Raw genomic sequence first — 20337 nt, forward strand, 5'->3', positions numbered from 1 at the left:
GGCGCCACGGTAACCCGTTCCGCACACCTGCACAGCGGCCTGCCGCCAACCGGCGTCGGCCGCAGGAGAAGCACGCCATGAACCAGAGCACCCGCACCTCACCTCCCGCACCGGCCGGGCTCCTCGCCGACACCAAACGCCCGACGCACACGCCGGCCGGACTGGTTGGCGACACCCCCGTCCTGTGGATCGGGGACCCCTTCACCGCGCCCGGCCGCGGCTTCTGGGCCAAACTGGAGGGCCACAACCCCGGTGGCATCAAGGACCGCACCGCCCTGCACATGGTGCTGGCCGCCCGGCAGCGCGGGCAGTTGCTGCCCGGAGCGAGGATCGTCGAGTCCACCTCCGGCACCCTCGGTCTGGGGCTGGCCCTCGCCGGAGTCGCGTACGGCCACCCGGTCACCGTCGTCACGGACCCCGGGATGGAGCCGTTCATGACGGGGATGCTCACCACCTTCGGCGCCGAAGTGGAGCTCGTCGAAACACCGCACCCGGTCGGCGGCTGGCAGGAGGCCCGCCGCCGACGCGTCGAAGAACTCCTCGCCGCGCAGCCCGACGCCTGGTGCCCCGACCAGTACAACAACCCCGACAACGTCGCCGCCTACGCCCCCCTCGCCCACGAACTCGTCGCCCAGCTCGGCCGGATCGACACCCTGGTCGTCTCCGTCGGCACCGGTGGTCACTCCGCCGGAATCGCCTCCGTGCTGCGCGGCTACTTCCCGCGGTTGCGGGTGGTGGGCGTGGATACCACCGGATCGACGATCTTCGGTCAGCCCGCGTCCACGCGGCTGATGCGCGGTCTGGGCAGCAGCATCTACCCGCGCAACGTCGACTACGACTTGTTCGACGAGGTCCACTGGGTAGCCGCCCCCGAAGCGGTATGGGCGGCGCGGCGGCTGGCCCGCGACCATTACGCCACCGGCGGCTGGAGCGTCGGCGCCGTCGCTCTCGCCTCCCGCTGGCTGGCCCGGACCCTGCCGCCCGAGAACCGGATCCTGACCGTGTTCCCCGACGGCCCGCAGCGCTACATCGACACCGTCTTCGACGACACCTACTGCCGCGAGCACGGCCTCCTGGATCACCTGCCCGCCGATGCCCCCGACGAGATCGACCGGCCCGAGGACCGTGTCGTCTCGCGCTGGACCCGGTGCACCCACATCACCGACCCCCTCGCGCTTGACGCGCGGCTGCTCGCCGAGGCCGCCCGATGAAGGCCGTGTGGGAGCAGACCCGCTCCTTCTCCGCCCCCACCAGGCTGCTGATGGCCAACCAGTTCGCCATCAATCTCGCCTTCTACATGCTCATGCCCTACCTGGCCGCCCATCTCGCCGGGCCGCTCGGGCTGGCCGCCTGGGCCGTCGGACTGGTCCTGGGCGTGCGCAACTTCTCCCAGCAGGGCATGTTCCTCATCGGCGGGACCATCGCCGACCGGTTCGGCTACAAGGCGCCCATCATGGCCGGCTGCCTGCTGCGCACCGCCGGGTTCGGACTGCTCGGCTGGGTCGACAACCTGCCCGCACTGATCGCCGCATCCGCGGCCACCGGCTTCGCCGGCGCGCTGTTCAATCCGGCCGTACGCGCCTACCTGGCCGTCGAAGCAGGGGACCGCAGGGTCGACGCCTTCGCCACCTTCAACGTCTACTACCAGGCCGGCATGTTCCTGGGCCCTCTGGTGGGCCTTGCCCTGCTCGCCGCCGACTTCCAAGCCGTGTGCACGGTCGCCGCCGCCATCTTCGCCGTACTCACCGTGCTGCAGTGGCGCGCTCTGCCCGACCGGCGGGGCGCGAGCACGGACGGCGCCCCCGAACCGGCCGGGAGTGTCTTCGGGCAATGGCGATCGGTGCTGGCGAACCGCCCGTTCCTGCTGTTCTCCGGAGCCATGATCGGCTCCTACGTGCTGACCTTCCAGGTCTACCTCGCCCTCCCCTTGGCGGCGGCGGACTCCCTGGGGGCGAACGCCACCAAGGCCACCAGCGGTCTGTTCGTCATTTCCGCCGCCGTAGCGGTCGCCGGACAACTGCACCTGACGTCCTGGGCGAAGAGCCGCTGGAGCCCGCACCAGGCCCTTGCCGTCGGACTGTCCTGCATGGGCCTGGCCTTCGTCCCGCTCGCGCTCACTCCACGCGACCTTCCCTCTCTGGTCCTGATCGCGCTTGTGAGCGCGGTGGTGCTCCTCGCCGTCGGCGGCGCGATCGTCTACCCGTTCGAGATGGACACCGTGGTCGCCCTGTGCGGCAACCGGCTGGTCGCCACCCACTACGGGCTGTACAACACCGTCTCCGGCCTGGGCATCACCCTGGGCAATCTGGCGACCGGGGCCCTGTGGGACTTCGCGCAGAGCCACCGGATGGCCTGGCTGACGTGGGGGGCGCTGGTCGCGACGGGCTTCGCGTGCGCGGTGTCGGTCACCGCGCTGGCCCGCAGCGGACGACTCGCCCCCCGGGCGGCCCACGCGATCGGCTGAAAAACACGCGCATCCAAGCGTGACGTCCACAAGATTCAGCCTATGCTTAATTCAGCTTCGGCTGTAACGTCGCTTCTGTGGAGATGCGACACGACAGGAGCCTGGCCGTGGCTGTGGACGCCGGCGCGCTGGCCCGGGTGGGCACGGCGCTGGCGGACGAGTCACGGCGCAGGCTGCTGCTGGCCTTGCTCGAAGCCCCCGCCTACCCCTCGGACCTCGCCGAACGCCTGGGTCTGACCCGCGGAAACGTCTCGAACCATCTGTCCTGCCTGCGCGGCTGTGGGCTGGTCAAGCCCGTCCCCGACGGGCGGCGGGTGCGCTACGAACTGGCCGACCCCAAGCTGGCCCATGCCCTCGCCGAGCTGGCCGCCCTCGTCCTGCTCGTCGACCATCAGGGCGGGCCCGACCAGGCATGTGATCCGGACGGTGCCTGCTGCGCCGACGGCACCGCGCCCGGGCACATAGACGGCGTGGAGGCCCGCCATGGCTGAGGAATGCCGCGGCACCGGCACCGCCTCCACGGCCGCTTCCCCGGGCGCGGCCGTCCCCGAGCCGCCCTCCCGCGTCTGGCAGGTCCGCGAACTGCAGGCCGCCACCGCATCCGGTGTGCTTCTGGGCCTGTCGCTTCTGGTCCCCGACACCTTCTCGACGCCCCTGATGCTCGCCGCGCTCGCCGTCGGCGCGGCCACCTTCGTCCCCGGCGCCCTGCGGGCCCTTCTGCGCGGCCGGCTCGGCGTCGGACTGCTGATGACCATCGCCGCAGGCGGAGCCGTCGCACTCGGCGAGTACGGCGAGGCCGCGACCCTGGCGTTCCTGTTCTCCGTCGCCGAGGGCCTCGAAGGCTACGCGCTGGCCCGCACCCGGCACGGGCTGCGCGCCCTGCTGGACCTCGTCCCGCCCAACGCCACGGTCCTGCGCGGCACCACCGAGCAACAGGTGGAACCCGCCGACCTCGTCGTCGGCGACATCCTGATCGTGCGGCCCGGCGAGAAGATCCCCACCGACGGCACCATCCGCACCGGACGCAGCGCCCTGGACACCTCCGTGGTGACCGGAGAGTCCGTCCCCAGCGAGGTCGGCCCCGGCAGCGACGTCTTCGCCGGAACCATCAACGGCGCGGGCGTCCTGGAAGTGGCCGTCACCGCGACCGCCGAGGACAACTCCCTGGCGCGCCTGGTCCACATCGTCCAGGACGCCCAGGAACGCAAAGGCAACAGCCAGCGCCTCGCCGCCCGCTTCGCCCGCCCCTTGGTCCCCGGCGTCCTCATCCTCGCCGCCCTGATCGCTACCCTGGGCAGCCTCTTCGGCGACCCCGGCATCTGGATCGAGCGCGCCCTGGTCGTCCTGGTCGCCGCCGCACCGTGCGCCTTCGCCCTGTCCGTCCCCATCGCCGTGGTCGCCGCCGTCGGCGCGGCCTCCAAGGCCGGCGTCCTCATCAAGGGCGGCGCCGCCGTCGAGGCACTCGGCGCCGTACGCGTCGTCGCCATCGACAAGACCGGCACCCTCACCCGTAATCGTCCCGCCGTCATCGATGTCGTCACCGCCCCAGGCGCCGGCCGCGACCAGGTCCTCGGCATCGCAGCCGCGCTCGAAGCACGCAGCGAACACCCCCTCGCGGCAGCGATCCTCACCGCCGCCGACACCCTCGCCCACCCGTCAGCCCAGGATGTCGAGGCCGTCCCCGGCAACGGCCTGACCGGCACCGTCGAGGGAACCCCCGCCCGCCTGGGCAAGCCCGGATTCATCTACCCCGGCACCCTCGCGGACGAGGTCGCCCGTCTCCAGGGCGACGGGGCCACCGTCGTCCTCGTCGAACACGACGGCACCGTCCTCGGCGCGGTCGCCGTACGCGACGAGATCCGCCCCGAGGCCGCCGAAGCCGTCGCCCGCCTGAAGCAGCAGGGCATCCAGGTCGTCATGCTCACCGGCGACAACACCCGGACCGCCCACGCCATCGCCGCGCGCGCGGGCATCACCGACGTACGCGCCGAACTCCTCCCCGAGGACAAGGCCCGCATCGTCACCGAACTCTCCGCACGCGGACCAGTCGCTATGGTCGGCGACGGCATCAACGACGCCCCCGCCCTCGCCACCGCCCACGCCGGTATCGCCATGGGCGCCATGGGCAGCGATGTCGCCGTCGAAGCCGCCGACATCGCCCTCATGGGCGAAGACCTGCGCCGCCTGCCCGACGCCATCGCCCACACCCGCGCCGCCCGCGCCGTCTTCACCCAGAACCTCATCCTCTCCGGGGTCATCCTCCTCACCCTCGTCCCCCTCGCCGGCATCGGCGTCCTCGGCCTCGCCGCCGTGGTCGCCACCCACGAACTCGCCGAAGTCCTCGTCATCGCCAACGGCATCCGCGCCGGACGCAAGACCGGCCTGCCCCACCACCAACCCGTCCGCGCTACAGCTCCGGACCGCCCCGCGACCGTCCTGCCGCAGCCGACGGCGCCCAGCGGATGCGCAGATGGATGCTGCGGCACAGCGGCTCCCGCGCCGGTATCGGCCGACAGCCGGAACGACTTGCTCATTACGCAACGGTCCGAGCGGGGGACTGGGCACGCCGAACCCACAACGCCCGCCCACCTGCTGCCGTTGGTCATAGCCGGGTCTTCGACGGACAAGGCCCCCGCCCAGCAGGGCCGCCTCGTACCGAGGGCACCGCACGGCGAACCTGACCGCGCCAGCACCTCGTCCCCAGCGGGTTCCTGCGGCTGCTGCTCGACCTGAGTACCCCACCCGAGCCAGTTGCCGTCGCCGGGCTTCGTGGCCCGGTGACGGCGATGCCTTCGGCACGTCCTCACTGGACGGTTACCTCGCCGTGCACACGATCGCGGCCGGGTCAGCGCAGTTGGTCACGTATGACACAGGAATGGCGATGCGGGCGAAGTGGGCGAACTTGCCAGTGCTGAAGCTGCGGACGGATGCGGGTACGGGCCCGGAGCCGGAGAAGAGATGACCTTGGGGGCCGGGGTGAGTCTTCTCGCGTTCGTGCTCGGCGGTGCTCCTGAAGTAGCTGCCCGCCTGCTACCTCAGGGGTGGCCGATCGGGGCGGGCAATGATCCGATGCCTGTCTGAAAGACGCCGTAGCTGAGGTCTGCCACGTTGCCTAACTCGTACCGCTCATGGACCCTGGAAGGCTTGCCACGGTGGCGGGCGTTTGGGGGATGTGATGGTACGCCCGGCAGTACGCGACGGCAGCGATCCCAAGGCTGTCCGTGACACGCGCGTGTTGGTCGACTGCCTGCAGGAGCTGGTGCGAGGTGCTTACCGGCCTGTCAGGAACTGCAGCAAGTACCCCGAAACGGTGTGGCTTGCAGATGTTCCAGAGGGACTCGTCCGGCCCGTAAAGGACGCCGACTCCCGCATCATGGTCGTGAAGCACCGTCCACCCCTGGACGCGCCCCGGCTGCCAGCAGTTTTGCAGGGACGCGTATCAGTCGAGGCCGCAGCGACCGCTGCCGCAGAGCCTCCCGAGCTGCTCGACGACACGGCAATGTTCAGTGAACGGACAGACCCCTTCACTGACGAGGCCGATGATCCGAAGGCATTGGATGTCGGCAGCTCAGATGTGCGTAAGGTTTACGAGGGCTGGGTCGGCCGATGGAAGCGATGGGCGCGGGAAGAGCTAGTGCAGCGCGTCGCAGGTCCTTTGCCGGTTGCTGGTGGTCGCCTGGTGACGGTGGGTGAGGATCATGCGGCCTTGGTGTACTCCGCTGGGGCGGTCTGGAGGTAGCGGGCGTGGTCGGCGTCGGCGTCGTAGCGCCACTGGTAGGGGCGGGCGGTGCGGTTGTGTCGGATCGTGAAGGCGGTGATCTGGGCTTCGAGGTCCTTGCGGGAGGTGAAGTCGCCGCGGCGGAGTAGGCGGCGGGTCAGGATGCCGAACCACTGCTCGACCATGTTCAACCAACTGGCGTGTTTGGGCGTGTGGGTGACGGTGATTCGCGGGTGGGCTGCGAGCCAGGCGCGGGTGGCCCGGGAGGTATGCGAGGAGCCGTTGTCCATGATCAGGTGGAGGCGCAGGGCCGGGTCGGTCAGCCGGTGCAATCGCCGCAGGAAGGCGATGAAGGTGGCCGAGTCGTTGCGCTCGATGCGCTCGGCCAGGACCTGGCCGGTGGCCACGTCCATGGCGGCGACAATGGAGACGGTGCCGTGCCGGCGGTACTCGAACTCGCGCCGCTCGGCCTGTCCGGGGCGGGTGCGCCGGGTGGGGTAGCGGCGGGATTTGGCCTGGATGCCGGTCTTCTCATCCACGCTGACCAGCAGCGTGCCGGGTGGGATGTCCAGGTAGAGGTGGCACACCGCGCCGGCCTGGGCCCAGAACGCATCGTCGTCGGCCCGGTTGAGCCAGCCGCGGACCCTGTGCGGGCGCACCTTCGCCTCGGCTAGGACCCGGCCGACCGTGGAGGGCGAGAGCACCAGGCCGCGTTCGGCCAGGTGGGCGGCGATGGTGGCGCGGGTCCATAGCGTGGCTCCCTCGGGCGGCACGCTGGTAGCGGTGGCCACCACGGCCAGGCGCGCGCTGGGACCATGCTGTTCGGGGCGCCCGCTGCGCGGTCGGTCGAACAGGCCCGCCACTCCACGGCGGCGGAAGCGTTCGCGCCAGGTGCGCACGGTAGGCACACTGCATCCGAGCTCGGCGGCGATGGCGGTGGTGGGCCGGCCCGCGGCGGCCAGCAGTACGATCCGTGCGCGCCGCGCCACTGCCTGCCCGGCCCCGGCAGCGGCCACGAGCCTGCGCACCTTGCGGTCCTGCTTGCGGGAAAGCGGCAACGGCGGTGCGGGTGGATGGGCCACGAAGGGGTGCGTTTCCTTTGGAGTGAGCACCAACCGGAAGCTGGGTGATCATCAATAGCGGACAGCCTTCTGACGCTTTGCTCCATGCCGGACAGGTGGGCGAAGCCGTGACATCCCCGGTCAGGCCCGTCCCTCCAGAGGAAACACACCTGGGCATCGACGAGTTCGCCCGCAGAGCCCGTGAGGCGTCAGCTCTGTGCCGTGGGGCGGACGACGATGTCGCCGACGTCGACGTTCGACGGCTGCTCGATCGCGAAGGCGACAGCGCGGGCGATGTCGTCGGGGGAGAGGGAGAAGTCGACCGCCTGGATCTGCGACTTGACGGTGGGGCTGGTGATCGAGTCGGCGAATTCCGTCCCGACGTAGCCGGGCGAGACCATGGTGACCCGCAGGTCGGGCCCGGCCTCCTGGCGCAGTCCCTCGGAGACGGTGCGGACCGCGTTCTTCGTCGCCGCGTAGACAGCCTGGTTCGGCACGATGCGCAGCCCGGCGGTCGAGACGACGTTGACGAACTGCCCCCTGCCCTGCTTGCGGAACACGGGGAGCGCTGCCGCGATCCCGTGCAGCACGCCGCGGAAGTTGACGTCGATCATCTGGTCCCAGTCCTCGACGCGCAGCTCGTCGAACGGCGAGATGGGACCGATCCCGGCGTTGCTGACGAGGACATCCAGCGCGCCATAGTGCCCGCAGGCGTACGCCACCAGGTCCGCGAGGTCTCCTCGGCGACGCACGTCCGTCGTCTTCCAGACGGCCGTGCCGCCATCGGCCTCGATGCGGGCGACGAGCGCTTCCAGCCGGTCGCTCCGACGCGCTCCGAGGACGAGCTTCGCGCCGCGCGACGCGAGGAGCAGCGCGCTCGCCTCGCCGATCCCGCTGCCCGCGCCCGTAATGGCCACCACCTTGCCGTCGATCCCTGTCATGCTCGGCCTCCAATGCTAGAAGTAAGAGGGCTATCACTTATAAAGTAAGTGGTCTCTTACTTATGGTCAAGGAAGTGGGTCGAGTGACTGACGCAGCAAGTGGAGCGGGGAGTCAGCGCCCTGCCCGGGGGCAGCTCCGCTCGGCACTGATCGCTGAGAGCTTCGTGCTGCTCTCCGAGACGGGGATGGCCGGCTTCTCCGTCGCCGAACTCGCCCGCAGGCTCGGAGTGAGCACGGCCGCCCCGTATCGTCACTTTCCCCACCGTGACGCGCTACTCGCCGTCGTCGCGGCACAGGCCGCCGACGAGCTGACCCGGTCCATCGAGGCCGCCGCGCAGGCGGCTGGCCCCGACCCGATCGACCGGCTCGCGGCCACCGCGGGGGCATACGTGCGCCACGTGTCCGACCGCGGCGCCGGTCTCGACGTGATCTTCGCCCGGGAGCTGAGGCCGCTGCGCGACGCCGACGTGGCCCGGGCTGGCCGGGGCCTGATGGCGCTGCTGCTCGACCTCGCCCGGCAGGCGGGCCACGCCGACCCTTCCCAAGCACTGCTCCTACTCGAACAGCTCTTCGTCCTAGCCCACGGCTACGTCACCCTGGACACGGAGAACTTCCTGACGCTCTCCCGTCTCTCCCCCGAGGACGTCGCCACCCGCGCCACGCGCGCGGCGACGGCGCTGCTGCGCGGCAACGTGACGTGAGCACCAGCCGGAGCTTGGGTGATCGCCATGCCGGTTCCGCCTAAACGCCTCAAGGAAGAGGTCGACGACACCGTCGACCACCACGCCTTCCAGCTGCGAAGCTGGCCCGCCTTGGCCGAGGTTGACACCCGGTGGCGTGGTTCGTTCGGCTACCTCACGGCGATCGTCGAGAAAGAGGGCGAGGACGTGCGCATCCCGCTGTGCCGCATCGAATACCTCGGTGACGACAACGCCTGGGGCTTCGCTATGTACTTGAGTGCCACCGCCGCCTACACCGACGCGGTCTTGCGCACCGGCAGCCCGACGGCAGCCTTCGACGCCGCCGCCCTCGTCCACCTTGCCGACTACCACGTGTAGCCAGACCCCGCGCACTCAACCGGCAAAGGACCTGCGACGCGCTGCACTAGCGGCTGCGTCGCACCGCCGTCTGCACCAGCAGCTGTATCGGATTGCCAAGAAGATCCAACAGGACGGTGACTCCTTCGAAACCGTCCTGGCCATAGGCCTCCTGCAAGTAGGAGCCGAGCGAGCTTCGGCTCGGGTACGCAGGCACATTGTGACGGTCCCTGTCACCCTTACGGTTGATCCGAATTCAGTCAACGTCACGGTGTCTCTGGTGCCGGGTCAGTCAGGTCGCCTGGAGGATACCGAGTTTCTCAGCGAGTCCGATGGCTACACCTCGGAACTACTGGGGGTCGTACGTTCTGAGGTGGAGGAAGCCGCCTTCCACCCCTTGTCAGACCGGGCGTCTGAGGCCGTGCGCTCATGGGCCCAGCGTGCCTTCGGTGTCGAGCGAACACTTCCGTTCGACTCCGGCAGCGGGCACCCTGACCTCACCGCCGACCCCCAGGCACGGTCACTACACCATGCGCCGGCGATCATCCTGCGCGAACATGGCCAGCGCTCGGTACTCGGTTTCTTCGAAAGTATCGCGCGAGTCTTGAAGCGTCCCGGAGCGCAGGCGCCTTTGGGGCTGGCGCAGCTGCTGTACGACCTCGAACCCGAGCAACGCACCGCCTGGGGGAGTAGTAAGGGTCCTGTCCCTCCGGCACTGGGCCCGGAACCGCTATTCCCCATGCTCACCAACGCGGCCCAGCTGGACGTGCTGGACAGACTGCAGCACGACACCAGCGTGGTGGTCCAAGGCCCGCCAGGCACCGGAAAGACCCACACGATCAGCAATCTCATCGCGGCGCTTCTCGCGGATGGCAAGAGAGTCTTGGTCACCAGCGAAAAGGGACAAGCTCTCAAGGTACTGATCGATCAACTACCGCCCAAACTGCGCAGCATGTGCGTGCTCCAGCGCGATCAGTGGCAGGGCGGCAGCTCCGATCTGCGCCAGTCGCTCGGAGCGCTGGCCCACCTGAGCGCGACCACGAACACTGAGCGGCTTCAGCAGCACATCGAGACCCAGCAGGCTCAGCGGCGCCAACTTTTGGCTGAACAGGCCAAGCTGCGAGAAAGTCTGAGAGCGGTACGGGAAGTGGAGTGGTATGAGCACCCCGAGATCGCACCGGGATACCGCGGCCGCCTCGACGAGATTGTGCAGACGGCCGAACGGGGCAATGCTGACTACCAGTGGCTGCCGCCGCTGCCCGCACAACCAGGGCAACTGCCACCATTGGATACTGACGAGGCTCAGCGGCTATGGCTGCTGGTGACCCAGCACGGCCCAGAGATCCTCGATGCTCACATTCAGTACTGCCCCGATCCAGGCACCTTGCCAGAACCCGAAGAGGTCTCAGGACGCATCAGGGACATAGATGCAGCTAACACAGCCCTCGGATCGGAGCCCGCAACGCCACTCGCCCAGGCCCTGGCCGAACACGGTGATGTGGAGCTTGCGGTGACGGAAGGCCTACTGGAGCAAGCCCAGCAGGCCCTTCAAAACATGGGGATGTCCGCGGACCCTGCAGCGTGGCAAGAGAAGAGCTGGCCCACTCGCGCGCTTGAGGACGGGCCTTGACCCCTGATCCTGGACACACGAGACACTGGATCCTGAGGATCTGAGAACGGACATCTCGTGGTCATGAAGAACTACCCGCCGGAGTTCAAGGCGGACGCGGTCGCGCTGTACGAGTCGCGGCCGGAAGCGACGATCAGGTCGGTCGCGGCCGATCTGGGGATCAACCCGGAGACCCTGCGGAACTGGGTGAGGGCAGCCGGGGTGAGCCGTCCCCGAGGACGACGGACGCAAGAACCGGCCCAGCCGCCGGTACCGCTGGAGGCGGAGAACGCCGCCTTGCGAAAGAAGGTCCGCGAGCTGGAGGAGGAACGGGAGATCCTGCGGAAGGCGGCGAAGTATTTCGCCGGGGAGACGCGCTGGTGAACCGCTTCCAGTGTGTCGCCGACCTCCAGCGCCGTCACGGCGTGAAGCGGCTCTGCAGGATCCTCGGCGTCAGCCGCTCGAGCTTCTACTACTGGCAACGGACAGCCGCTGACCGGGCCGCCCGGCAGGTGGCCGACGCCCGCCTGGCAGCCCGGATACGGGCGGTGCACCAGGAATCGGACGGCACCTACGGAGCCCCGAGGATCACCGCCGAGCTCCGCGAGGAGAACGGTGTCGCGGTCAACCACAAGCGCGTCGCCAGGATCATGCGGGCGTCCGGGATCAAGGGATCCGGTTGCGGCGCCGGCACCGCACCACCGTCTCTGACCCGGCCGCGGCCAAGGCCCCGGACCTGATCGGCCGCGACTTCACCGCGGACAAGCCGAACACGAAGTACGTCGGTGACATCACCTACCTGCCCGTCGCCGGCGGGAAGTTCTGCTACCTGGCGACCGTCATCGACCTCGCATCGCGCCGTCTCGTCGGCTGGGCGATCGCCGACCACATGCGCGCGGATCTCGTCACCGACGCCCTGGCCGCGGCGATCCGCACCCGCGGCAGCCTTGCCGGATCGATCATGCACACCGACCACGGAGCCCAGTACACGAGCAGGAGTTTCGCCGAAGCCTGCAGGTCAGCAGGGGTGCGGCGAAGTATGAGCGCGGTCGGGTCCAGCGCGGACAACGCACTCGCCGAGTCCTTCAACGCGACCTTCAAACGCGAGACCCTGCAAGGACGAAAGAGCTGGCCGACCGAGCGCGAGGCCCGACTCGACGCCTTCCGATGGCTCCACCGCTACAACACCCGACGCCGACACTCCCGCCTCGGACAACGACCACCGATCACCTTCGAAAACGCCCTCCGCCACACACCAACTACGCTGGCACAAGCCGCATAACCCGTGTCCAGAATTCGGGGTCAAGGCCCCTGGCCGGAGACACGTTGGCGACCCGATAGCCTGAGGTTGTCTTAACGGAGTTTGGTGGACACGAACGTGGACAATGCGGATCGGCAGGTGCGGTTGAGCTTCCTCGGCTAGGGGATTCCTGCTGGTCGACGAAGGAGACTGTGATGAGTGAACCGGCGAAGCCCGGGATCGAGGTCCCGGAGGGTGATCCGCCCACCGAGCTGACGATCCGTGACCTCGTGGTGGGGGACGGACCCGAGGCGCAGCCGGGCAGGGTGGTCCAGGTTCACTATGCGGGGGTCACGTTCGCGTCCGGGAGGGAGTTCGACTCCTCCTGGGAGCAGGACCGGCCGTTCAAGTTCGCCGTGGGCGGTGGCAAGGCCGTCAAGGGCCTGGACCGGGATCAGGGGAATGAAGGCCGGCGGCCGGCGCGAGATCATCGTTCCTCCGCGTCTCGGCTACGGCAGGCAGTCACCCTCTTCGTTGATCCCGCCCGGCTCGACGCTGATCTTCGTCGTGGACCTGCTCACAGTGGTCGGCGGCCCGCCGGGACGCGGCCCGGCCTGATCTGCTCGGCCCGACTACTTGCCGTCGCGCCGTCGGCGTGCGCGCTCGAACTCGGCGGTGTCCGACATCCAGGGCCCGTACCGTCCGAGCGCGGCGCAGCCGCCCCGGACGAAGGTGCCCACCAGATCCCGGTAGCCGCTGATCCCGTCGACCAGGCTGTACTCGACCCGGTACTCCGGATCCGACCCGCCTTCACCCTCGCGCACCGTCGTGATCCGGGCGACGGAGTCCGCGTAGAAGTGGAGCTGGATCCCTTCGCCCAGATCCTCGTCCTCGATGGTGAAGACTTCGTTGTCCGGGGCGGACCGGTCGCCGACGAACTCCCAGAACTCCGCGGCGGCGGTGCGGGGGCTGTCCGGGAGCCACTTGGCCTCGGCGCCCTTGTCGTCGGTGAACGCCAGGGTCCTCTTACGCGCACCCTCGCCGGCGGCCTCCTCCTGGCCGTCGTCCACGGGCGCGTTCCTGGAGCGGTGCGCGGCCTCCGAGCACATCAGGAAGCTCACCGTACGCACCGCGTCATCGACGAGCTCAGGGTGCGCGCGGCGCAGGGCCGCGTCGACCGTCGCCTCCATCCGGTCCCAGTCGCGCTTGTCCGTGGCGCGCTTTCCCCGTCGCGGATCGCGCCCGATCCGTATCCCGGCGCACGCCTGCTCCGCGGTGGCGATCACACGCAAGACCTCGGGCAGCAGCGCGGGGTCGACGGCATCGGGCAGCCGCTTCGGCACCGTCGAACCGTGCAGATACTGGCCCGTGTACCTCAGGATCGCGGCGTCGAGTGGACCGAGGACTGTTCCGCGCTCGGCGCGACGGCGGTCCGCGTGGTACTTCTGCGCTCGTTGCCCGTCGGACGTCTCTGTCGCCCCGCGCATCGCCGCGCAGACCTGACCTCGGTCGAGCAGGCCGATGTCGGCTCCGTGGGCGATGAGCTGGCCCCTGTCCCACCGGATGCGTCGGAAGAGCGCGTCGACGTCCGCCGGTGCGGAGAGAAGGATGGGGTCCAGGAGCGCGACGGCGGCGTTCTCGTCGAGCCGGCCCCGGGTTCCGGCGGCGTCGCAGAGCGGAAGGACCGCGCTCCACAGCAGCAGGTGCCGGGGCAGATCCTCCCGGATCACCGCAAGATGGGCCTCCGTGATCGGGAACGTGAACGTGCGGGGTTCATGGTTGGCGTCGGCCCCGGCGCCGAGCATCAGCTTCAGCTCACCGTCCTCGCGGATCACGTTCGGGATCCAGCCGCTCCGGCGCGTGAACACGATGTCTGTCATGGGCTCAGTCTTCCCCACCGGCCGGGACGAGCGGGAACGGCCGGGACGAGCGGGACCGGTCGAGACGAGCGAGTTCTCTCCCCCCGGCCTTGACCGTGCGGACGCAGGGCCCGTGTCATGACCGGGCCTCCTTGTCGTCAGAGGTTCCGAGGGGAGCCCGGGTCCAGCCTCGTCCGGGCGGCTGCGGTCCCGGGAGGGCCGACAGGTCTCGATCGGGACCGAAGGGCCCCTCCTCGTGGAGCGCCGTCCGGTGCGACCGTGGACGGGCAGGCTTCGGGCCGCTTCCGGCCCGTGGGCGACTCCCGAGGAGGAGCCATGACCAGCGATTCTTCCGGCCCTCCGGAACTGGGTGCCGTGGTCGTCGGCGTCGACGCGTCCCCGCAGGCCCGCGCCGCCGCGCTGTGGGCGGCCGCCGAGGCCGACCGCCGTGGGCGGGCGCTTCACATCGTGCACGCCGCGGACACCGACCGCCGCGCCATCCTGTCGTCCGGGGACACCCTCCAGGCACTGCGGGAGACGGCGCGCGACCTGCTGACCGGCACGGCCGACGCCGTGACGGAGCGCTTTCCCGGGCTGACCGTGACGAAGGAACTCAGCCGGCAGGAGCCGGTCGCCGGGTTGTACGCGGCGGCCGGCCGCCGGGGCACCGTCGTGGTGGGCAGCCGGGGCCTGGGCGGCTTCGGTGCGCTGCTGCTCGGGTCCGTCGGGCTGGGGGTGGCGGCGCGGACCAAGGTGCCGGTGGTCATCGTGCGCGGAGAGGCCGAACGGGCCGGGACGGGTGTGATCACGGCGGCCGTCCGCGGTGCCTCCGACCTGGACTGGCTGGCGGTCGCGGCCGCCGAGGCACAGCTCCGCAAGGCGTCGTTGCACCTGCTGAGCGTGTGCAACGTGCTCGCCCATGTCGGCAGTGTCACCACCATGCTCGACAACGTCGGCTCGATCGCCGAACAGCGGGTGCACGAGGTGGCCGCGATGGCCGAGCACGTCCGGGACCGCTGCCCGGGACTCACCGTCACCCACCACGTCGAGACGGGCACCAGCGTCCCCGGCGTCCTCGTCCGCGCCACCGCCGGCGCGGACCTGCTGATCATGGGCAGCAGGCACCGGATGTTCCGGGCCGGGCCGTCGCTGGGGCGCGTCAGCCACGCGCTGCTGCACCACGGGCAGTGCCCCGTCGAGATCATTCCCCCGGACTACGCGCGGACTACGCGGTGACGTCACGGGCGTCACGTCGGTGGTGAGGACGACGTCAGCCTGTGCCCGGCGCGACGTTAGCCTGTGCCCGGCGCGGTGAGTTCGATCCGTACGTTCCGCGCGGACAGGCGGACAGGCGGACAGGCGGACAGGCGGACAGGCGGACAGGGGGACAGGCGGACAGGGGGCGCCGTGCGTGGTCACCTGATCGTCAGGACCTCGTCGACCGGCCTGCGCGGGGTGGCCGAGCCCCGGGGGCCGTAGCCGAGCCTGAGCAGCATGTGCACGAAGCCGGTGGACGAGGCGGGGTCGCGGGCGAACGACCGGAGTTCGGGCCATTCGAGAGGCTGAGACATCAGCGAGGCCGAGAGCCCGTCCAGGGTGGCCTGCAACAGCACGCGCTCCATCGCCTGCCCCGCGCGCAGCCAGTCCGCCGGGGTGTCTCCGCCGGTGCCGACCAGCGCGATCTGCGGCCGCTCCTCGAAGGCGGCCGCCGGGCGGTCCGGCATGCTGCGCGGGGTGTCGAAGTCCCGCGTGGGGGCGCTCACGCCGGACTGCCGGGGGCCGAGGGCGTAGCCGGGGATGCCGTCGGAGTCCGGCCCCTGCCCCGTACGGCCCCTGCGCGTCCAGGCCGCGATCTCCTCGCGCATCGCCTCGTCGGCCGTCTCGAAGAGCTCGGCGTCGTGGACGAGTTCCATGACGGCGTCCGTGTGCCAGGCCCCCGGCACCGTGAGCCGGCAGCCCTCCAGCAGGGCCGCCGCGCAGAGGCCGTCGAGTATCGCCGGCGGGATCCGCTCGTCCGAGAACGGGAAGCGGCTGGTGTGCCGCTGCCGCACGGCCGGGTGGAGCACCGCGAGCTCACTGTCCTGGGAGTCGTGCTCCCGGAGCGGGACATCGGCCAGGTGCCAGGAGTCCCGCGGATCGGGCAGCAGGTCCGGTACGGCGCTCCAGCCGTGATGCGCCGCCGCGACCCGCAGGTTGAACAGTGCCGCGCCGCAGCCCAGGTGCAGACCCCGGTTGTCGGGGTCACCGACCGGCAGCGTACGGGCCGGGTCGCCGTACACGGCCAGCACCTGCGAGCCGGCGGCCAGGACGAACTTCCAGGGCTGGGAGTTGTGCATGGACGGCGCCGCCACGGCGTCCGCCACCAGCGCTGTGACCAGCGCGGTGTCTTGCTCGGTCGTCGACATCGTCAGTCCTTCTCCACGTGCGTGTTGGCCGTGGTACGGCTCGGGCGGGCATGTCGTCCCGGGCCGCTCCCACCACCAGCCTGCGACGGCGGGGCCGGGCACAGGAGGGGCCGTTCGGTCCCCCCTCGACCCCCGGGCGGCCCCCGTCCGGCGCACAGTGCGGTGACACGCTGGGAACAAGCCCTCCGCCCTTCGGACGTACAGGGGAACACCATGAGCAGCACCATGGATGACCAGGACGTCGTCGTCGGCATCGACCCGGTCAAGGACTGGCACCTGCCACTTGCCTGGGCCACGGACGAGGCACACCGCCGCGGTCTCGGCCTGCGTCTCGTCCTGGTCGTACCGCCGCAGCACGACGCCCAGCACGTGGACGACGCACCCCGCCACATGGCATCGGAGCGGGCCGGTGCGGAAGTCCTGGCGGCGGCGGTCGCCTGGGCGCACGCCCGGTGGCCCGACGTGGCCGCCACGACGCTGCTCCTCGGCGGGCGCCCGGGGCCGACGCTGGCACACCTGTCGAGGAGGGCGCGCATGCTGGTGCTCGGCTCACGGCATCTGAGCCGTGCGGAGGAGTTCCTGTCCGCCGGGTCGTTGGCGGTGCCCGTCACCGCTCAGGCGTCCTGCCCGGTGGTCGTCGTCGCCGACGCGGAGCACAGCACGCAGCAGCCGTCGTACCTGGTCGTGGGGGTCGACGGGAGCGAGGCCGCGCAGGGCGCCCTGGCCCTGGCCTTCGAGGAGGCCGACCTGCGCGGCTGCGCCCTGCGTGTGGTCGCGGTGTGGCAGCCGCCGGTGTTCTCGTGGCGCAGGAGGGACCCGGACCTCGACGACGAGCGCCGGCTCCTGTCGGAGACGGTCGCCGGCTGGGCGGGGAAGTACCCCGACGTCCCGCTGCGACACGAGGTGGTGGCCGGACCGCCCGTCGAGGTCCTCGCCGATGCGGCGGAACACGCACTGGCCGTGGTGGTGGGACGCAGGGGGCAGGGCGGTTACAGCGGGATGCGCCTCGGCTCCGTCGTCCACGGCCTGCTGCACCGCGCGCACTGCCCCGTCATCACGGTCCCCATGCGGTGAGGAGCGCGCCGCCGCGCCCGTACGGGGCACTTCCGGCACATGGCGTAACAGGCGCACGGCTCGACAGGAGCGGGTCGTGGGGCGGGCTTACGTTGGAAGCAGGCGTGGATGGGCCTGCCCCGCCTCAGTGCGTCGGAGGTGACCATGGGCGGGGACAGCGAGGACGGCGGCGCGCGGGCGTCGGGGGACGGAACGGCCGCACTTCCGCGCCTGCGCCTCGATGAACTCCTCGAAGAGCTGCAGAGCCGGATCGACGAGGCCCGGGGGACGCGGGACCGGCTGAACGGACTGCTCGAAGCCGTCATGTCCGTGGGCCGGGAACTCGACCTGGCGCAGGCACTGCGCGGGATCGTGGAGGCCGCCGTCACCCTGGTAGACGCGGAGTACGGGGCCCTGGGGGTGATCGGGAACGACGAGAAGCTCGCCGAGTTCCTTCCCGTCGGCATCAGCGACGAGGTACGCACCCGGATCGGCAGCCTTCCCTCCGGTCACGGAATCCTCGGCGAGCTGATCCGCCACCCGGCACCGCTGCGGCTGAAGGAGCTCTCGGAGCACCCCGCCTCGTACGGCTTCCCGCCCCACCACCCGCCCATGCACTCCTTTCTCGGCGTGCCCATCCGGGTCCGCGACGAGGTCTTCGGGAATCTCTACCTGACCGAGAAGCGCGGAGCGCGGGACTTCGACGACGAGGACGAGGCACTGGTCGCCACGCTGGCCGTGGCGGCCGGCATCGCCATCGAGAACGCCCGGCTCTACGAGGAGGGCCGGCGCAGACAGCGTTGGCTGGCGGCCAGCTCCGAATTCACGAGTGCGCTGCTCTCCGGCTCCGCCGAGTCCGAGGTGCTCGAAGGAATGCTGAGCCGGGCCATGGACATCGCCGGAGCCGATCTCGGGGCCTTCTACCTCGTCGGCCCGGACGGGGAGCTGACCGGCTCGCTCGCGCTGGGGGAGAAGGCCGATGAGCACCGGGGCATCGTGCTGCCGAGCGGCCGGGGGACATTGGCCGCCGCCGCACTCGCGGAGAACGGGCTCATCACCGTGACGGACATCGGGTCCGACGCGCGGATCGGGGCGCGGCCGGAGCGGTGGGAGGGCTTCGGACCCGCGGTGGCGATTCCCGTGGGAACCAAGGAGAGACTGAGCGGGGTCCTGGCCCTGGCCCGGAACAGGGACCGGCCGGTGTTCCCGGGCGCGGAGACCGCCGCGCTGCCGGGCTTCGCCGGCCAGGCCGCACTGGCCCTCGAACTGGCGGACCGCCGGCGGGACGCCGAGCAGATGAGCCTTCTGGAGGACCGCGACCGGATCGCGCGCGATCTGCACGACCTCGCGATCCAGCGGCTCTTCGCCACGGGGATGACTCTGCAGAGCACGCGCCCGTTCGTCGAGCACCCCGAGGCCGTGGAGCGGCTCAACCGCGCCATCGAGGACCTCGATGCCACCATCAAGATCATCCGTACCACCATCTTCGGTCTCCGGGAGCACACGACGAAGGCCGGCGCCCCGAAGCTCAGATCCCGGGCCCTGCGGGCCGTGGAGGCCGTCACGCCCGCCCTGGGGTTCACGCCCGGCCTGCGGATGGAGGGGCTGATCGACACGGACGTGCCCGATCGGGTGGCCGATCAGGTGGTCGCGGTCATCGGGGAGGCGCCGAGCAACGTGGCCCGCCACGCCCGGGCGCGGCGGGCGGAGGCGGCGGTGGTCGCCGACGGCGGGGAGCTGGTGGTGACGGTGACCGACGACGGCGTCGGGCTGCCGCCGGAGGGGAACCACCACCGCGGCGGTCTGCGGAATCTGGCGGAGCGTGCCCGAGGGCTGGGCGGCACCCTGTCCGTCGGTGCGCGGCGGGACGTGCGCGGCGGCACCGTGCTGGAGTGGCGGGTGCCGCTGGCCCCCGGCGACGACTGAACGCCCCTCACCGAACGGGGCCCGGGCGGAGCCGCCCCCTCAGGTGTCGTGATGCGGGTGCTCCCGCGCCTCCGCCGCGATGACGGCCGCCTGGACGCGGCGTTCCACGCCGAGCTTCCCGAGCAGCCGCGAGATGTGGTTCTTGACCGTCTTCTCCGACAGATACAGCCGCTTGGCGATCTGCCGGTTGGTGAGGCCCTCCCCGATCAGGTCGAGAACGGCGTGCTCCCGTTCGGACAGCACGGCAAGCCGCTCGTCCTCCGGGTGGGCGTCCGCCCCGGGACCGCGTACGGAACGCATCAGCCGGGCCGTCGTCGCGGGGTCCAGCATCGACTGGCCCCGCGCCACCGTGCGCACGGCGGACACCAGGTCGGAGCCGTTGATCTGCTTGAGTACGTATCCGGCCGCCCCCGCCATGACCGCATCGAGCAGGGCGTCCTCGTCGTCGAAGGACGTCAGCATCAGGCACGCCAGGTCCGGCATCCGCGAGCGCAGTTCCCGGCACACCGTGATGCCGTCGCCGTCGGGCAGCCGGACGTCCAGCACGGCCACATCGGGCTTGAGCGCGGGCCCCCGGGCCAGCGCCTGCGCGGCCGTGGCCGCCTCGCCCACCACCTCGATACCGGGCTCGGCGCCCAGAAGGTCCCGCAGCCCCCGCCGCACCACTTCGTGATCGTCGAGCAGGAAGACGCGGATCGGGGCATCCGAGGCGGTCGGAGTTTCGGACATGTGCGGTCCCTCGCGTGCGTCGGCTCTCGGCCCCTCCTCTCGGCATTGTCTCAAGGACGGGGCCGACGCACCCGGCGAAGCCATGGCCTTGCGGGTGGGGGGCGTCCGTCCACTGGTGCGACCGTGCTCAAGTGCTCCCCCAGCGGCAGGGGCGATCAGCGGATCTCGCGGGCGGCCGGCGCCACGCTCATGACCGTCGACGCCGTTGACGCCGTCGACCCGAGGGCTGGAACCTGATCCGTGGCGCGGGTGAGCGCGTGGCGGGCCCCGGTGTACCGGCCCATTGCTTCACACG

General features: G+C 70.7%; 15 protein-coding genes and 2 pseudogenes. 12 read left to right on the forward strand and 5 right to left on the reverse strand.

Annotated elements, in window-relative coordinates:
* Positions 1 to 77: 77 nt before the first annotated feature.
* The 4 genes from RLT58_RS31505 (at position 78) to RLT58_RS31520 (ending at position 5197) form a co-directional block, all read left to right on the forward strand.
* Positions 78 to 1211, forward strand: a complete 1134-nt coding sequence (locus RLT58_RS31505; protein ID WP_311313748.1) for a PLP-dependent cysteine synthase family protein — start codon at positions 78 to 80, stop codon at positions 1209 to 1211.
* Positions 1208 to 2464, forward strand: a complete 1257-nt coding sequence (locus tag RLT58_RS31510; RefSeq protein ID WP_311313749.1) for an MFS transporter — start codon at positions 1208 to 1210, stop codon at positions 2462 to 2464. The genes RLT58_RS31505 and RLT58_RS31510 overlap by 4 nt, the downstream gene beginning before the upstream one ends.
* A gap of 83 nt (positions 2465 to 2547) precedes the next feature.
* Positions 2548 to 2955: an ArsR/SmtB family transcription factor gene (locus tag RLT58_RS31515; protein WP_311314713.1), complete on the forward strand. Its 408-nt coding sequence runs from the start codon at positions 2548 to 2550 to the stop codon at positions 2953 to 2955.
* The gene (locus tag RLT58_RS31520) at positions 2948 to 5197 is read left to right on the forward strand and encodes a heavy metal translocating P-type ATPase (RefSeq protein WP_311313750.1); all 2250 of its coding nucleotides are present in this window, start codon (positions 2948 to 2950) and stop codon (positions 5195 to 5197) included. Before RLT58_RS31515 ends, RLT58_RS31520 begins: the two co-directional genes overlap by 8 nt.
* 963 nt (positions 5198 to 6160) lie before the next feature.
* Here RLT58_RS31520 and RLT58_RS31525 read toward each other — a convergent pair.
* Both RLT58_RS31525 and RLT58_RS31530 read right to left on the reverse strand, forming a co-directional pair.
* Positions 6161 to 7264 carry an IS630 family transposase gene (locus tag RLT58_RS31525; protein ID WP_311313751.1) on the reverse strand — a complete coding sequence of 368 codons (1104 nt, stop codon included), beginning with the start codon at positions 7262 to 7264 and terminating at the stop codon, positions 6161 to 6163.
* A 188-nt stretch (positions 7265 to 7452) separates the two neighbouring features.
* A complete protein-coding gene (locus RLT58_RS31530; RefSeq protein ID WP_008747326.1) occupies positions 7453 to 8184 on the reverse strand; it encodes an SDR family oxidoreductase in 732 nt (243 codons plus the stop codon).
* An 83-nt stretch (positions 8185 to 8267) separates the two neighbouring features.
* Here RLT58_RS31530 and RLT58_RS31535 point away from each other — a divergent pair, with 83 nt between their 5' ends.
* From RLT58_RS31535 to RLT58_RS31555, 5 genes and pseudogenes are all read left to right on the forward strand, one after another.
* Positions 8268 to 8885, forward strand: a complete 618-nt coding sequence (locus tag RLT58_RS31535) for a TetR/AcrR family transcriptional regulator (RefSeq protein WP_311313752.1) — start codon at positions 8268 to 8270, stop codon at positions 8883 to 8885.
* A gap of 27 nt (positions 8886 to 8912) precedes the next feature.
* Entirely contained in the window at positions 8913 to 9242 is a 330-nt protein-coding gene (locus RLT58_RS31540; protein WP_311313753.1) for a hypothetical protein, read from the forward strand.
* Positions 9243 to 9441: 199 nt separating this feature from the next.
* Complete coding sequence (locus RLT58_RS31545; protein ID WP_311313754.1) at positions 9442 to 10851, forward strand: AAA domain-containing protein; 1410 nt, start codon at positions 9442 to 9444, stop codon at positions 10849 to 10851.
* Positions 10852 to 10908: 57 nt separating this feature from the next.
* A pseudogene (locus RLT58_RS31550) lies at positions 10909 to 12112 on the forward strand (IS3 family transposase).
* A gap of 173 nt (positions 12113 to 12285) precedes the next feature.
* A pseudogene (locus RLT58_RS31555) lies at positions 12286 to 12688 on the forward strand (FKBP-type peptidyl-prolyl cis-trans isomerase).
* Positions 12689 to 12702: 14 nt separating this feature from the next.
* Here RLT58_RS31555 and RLT58_RS31560 read toward each other — a convergent pair.
* On the reverse strand, positions 12703 to 13950 hold the full coding sequence (locus RLT58_RS31560; protein WP_311313755.1) for a DUF6357 family protein: 1248 nt from the start codon (positions 13948 to 13950) through the stop codon (positions 12703 to 12705).
* Positions 13951 to 14265: 315 nt separating this feature from the next.
* Between RLT58_RS31560 and RLT58_RS31565 the strand changes: the two genes are divergently transcribed.
* A complete protein-coding gene (locus RLT58_RS31565; RefSeq protein ID WP_311313756.1) occupies positions 14266 to 15165 on the forward strand; it encodes a universal stress protein in 900 nt (299 codons plus the stop codon).
* 179 nt (positions 15166 to 15344) lie between these two features.
* Here the strand turns inward: RLT58_RS31565 and RLT58_RS31570 are convergent, their stop codons facing one another.
* Positions 15345 to 16334, reverse strand: a complete 990-nt coding sequence (locus tag RLT58_RS31570; RefSeq protein WP_311313757.1) for an Acg family FMN-binding oxidoreductase — start codon at positions 16332 to 16334, stop codon at positions 15345 to 15347.
* A 213-nt stretch (positions 16335 to 16547) separates the two neighbouring features.
* On the opposite strand from RLT58_RS31570, the gene RLT58_RS31575 reads away from it, so the two are divergent.
* Both RLT58_RS31575 and RLT58_RS31580 read left to right on the forward strand, forming a co-directional pair.
* Positions 16548 to 17408, forward strand: coding sequence for a universal stress protein (locus RLT58_RS31575; RefSeq protein ID WP_311313758.1), 861 nt, complete (start codon positions 16548 to 16550; stop codon positions 17406 to 17408).
* A 144-nt stretch (positions 17409 to 17552) separates the two neighbouring features.
* A complete protein-coding gene (locus RLT58_RS31580) occupies positions 17553 to 19313 on the forward strand; it encodes a sensor histidine kinase (protein ID WP_311314714.1) in 1761 nt (586 codons plus the stop codon).
* A gap of 39 nt (positions 19314 to 19352) precedes the next feature.
* Here RLT58_RS31580 and RLT58_RS31585 read toward each other — a convergent pair whose 3' ends face one another.
* Positions 19353 to 20042, reverse strand: coding sequence for a response regulator (locus tag RLT58_RS31585; RefSeq protein ID WP_311313759.1), 690 nt, complete (start codon positions 20040 to 20042; stop codon positions 19353 to 19355).
* Between the last annotated feature and the right edge of the window lie 295 nt (positions 20043 to 20337).

The sequence above is a fragment of the Streptomyces sp. ITFR-16 genome (assembly GCF_031844705.1).
GTDB lineage: Bacteria > Actinomycetota > Actinomycetes > Streptomycetales > Streptomycetaceae > Streptomyces.

Bases quoted from the DNA above. Each gene is read 5' to 3' on its own strand.
- RLT58_RS31505 (WP_311313748.1), top strand. From the start codon at position 78: ATGAACCAGAGCACCCGCACCTCACCTCCCGCACCGGCCGGGCTCCTC.
- RLT58_RS31510 (WP_311313749.1), top strand. From the start codon at position 1,208: ATGAAGGCCGTGTGGGAGCAGACCCGCTCCTTCTCCGCCCCCACCAGG.
- RLT58_RS31515 (WP_311314713.1), top strand. From the start codon at position 2,548: ATGCGACACGACAGGAGCCTGGCCGTGGCTGTGGACGCCGGCGCGCTG.
- RLT58_RS31520 (WP_311313750.1), top strand. From the start codon at position 2,948: ATGGCTGAGGAATGCCGCGGCACCGGCACCGCCTCCACGGCCGCTTCC.
- RLT58_RS31530 (WP_008747326.1), bottom strand. From the start codon at position 8,184: ATGACAGGGATCGACGGCAAGGTGGTGGCCATTACGGGCGCGGGCAGC.
- RLT58_RS31540 (WP_311313753.1), top strand. From the start codon at position 8,913: ATGCCGGTTCCGCCTAAACGCCTCAAGGAAGAGGTCGACGACACCGTC.
- RLT58_RS31560 (WP_311313755.1), bottom strand. From the start codon at position 13,950: ATGACAGACATCGTGTTCACGCGCCGGAGCGGCTGGATCCCGAACGTG.
- RLT58_RS31565 (WP_311313756.1), top strand. From the start codon at position 14,266: ATGACCAGCGATTCTTCCGGCCCTCCGGAACTGGGTGCCGTGGTCGTC.
- RLT58_RS31570 (WP_311313757.1), bottom strand. From the start codon at position 16,334: ATGTCGACGACCGAGCAAGACACCGCGCTGGTCACAGCGCTGGTGGCG.
- RLT58_RS31575 (WP_311313758.1), top strand. From the start codon at position 16,548: ATGAGCAGCACCATGGATGACCAGGACGTCGTCGTCGGCATCGACCCG.
- RLT58_RS31580 (WP_311314714.1), top strand. From the start codon at position 17,553: ATGGGCGGGGACAGCGAGGACGGCGGCGCGCGGGCGTCGGGGGACGGA.
- RLT58_RS31585 (WP_311313759.1), bottom strand. From the start codon at position 20,042: ATGTCCGAAACTCCGACCGCCTCGGATGCCCCGATCCGCGTCTTCCTG.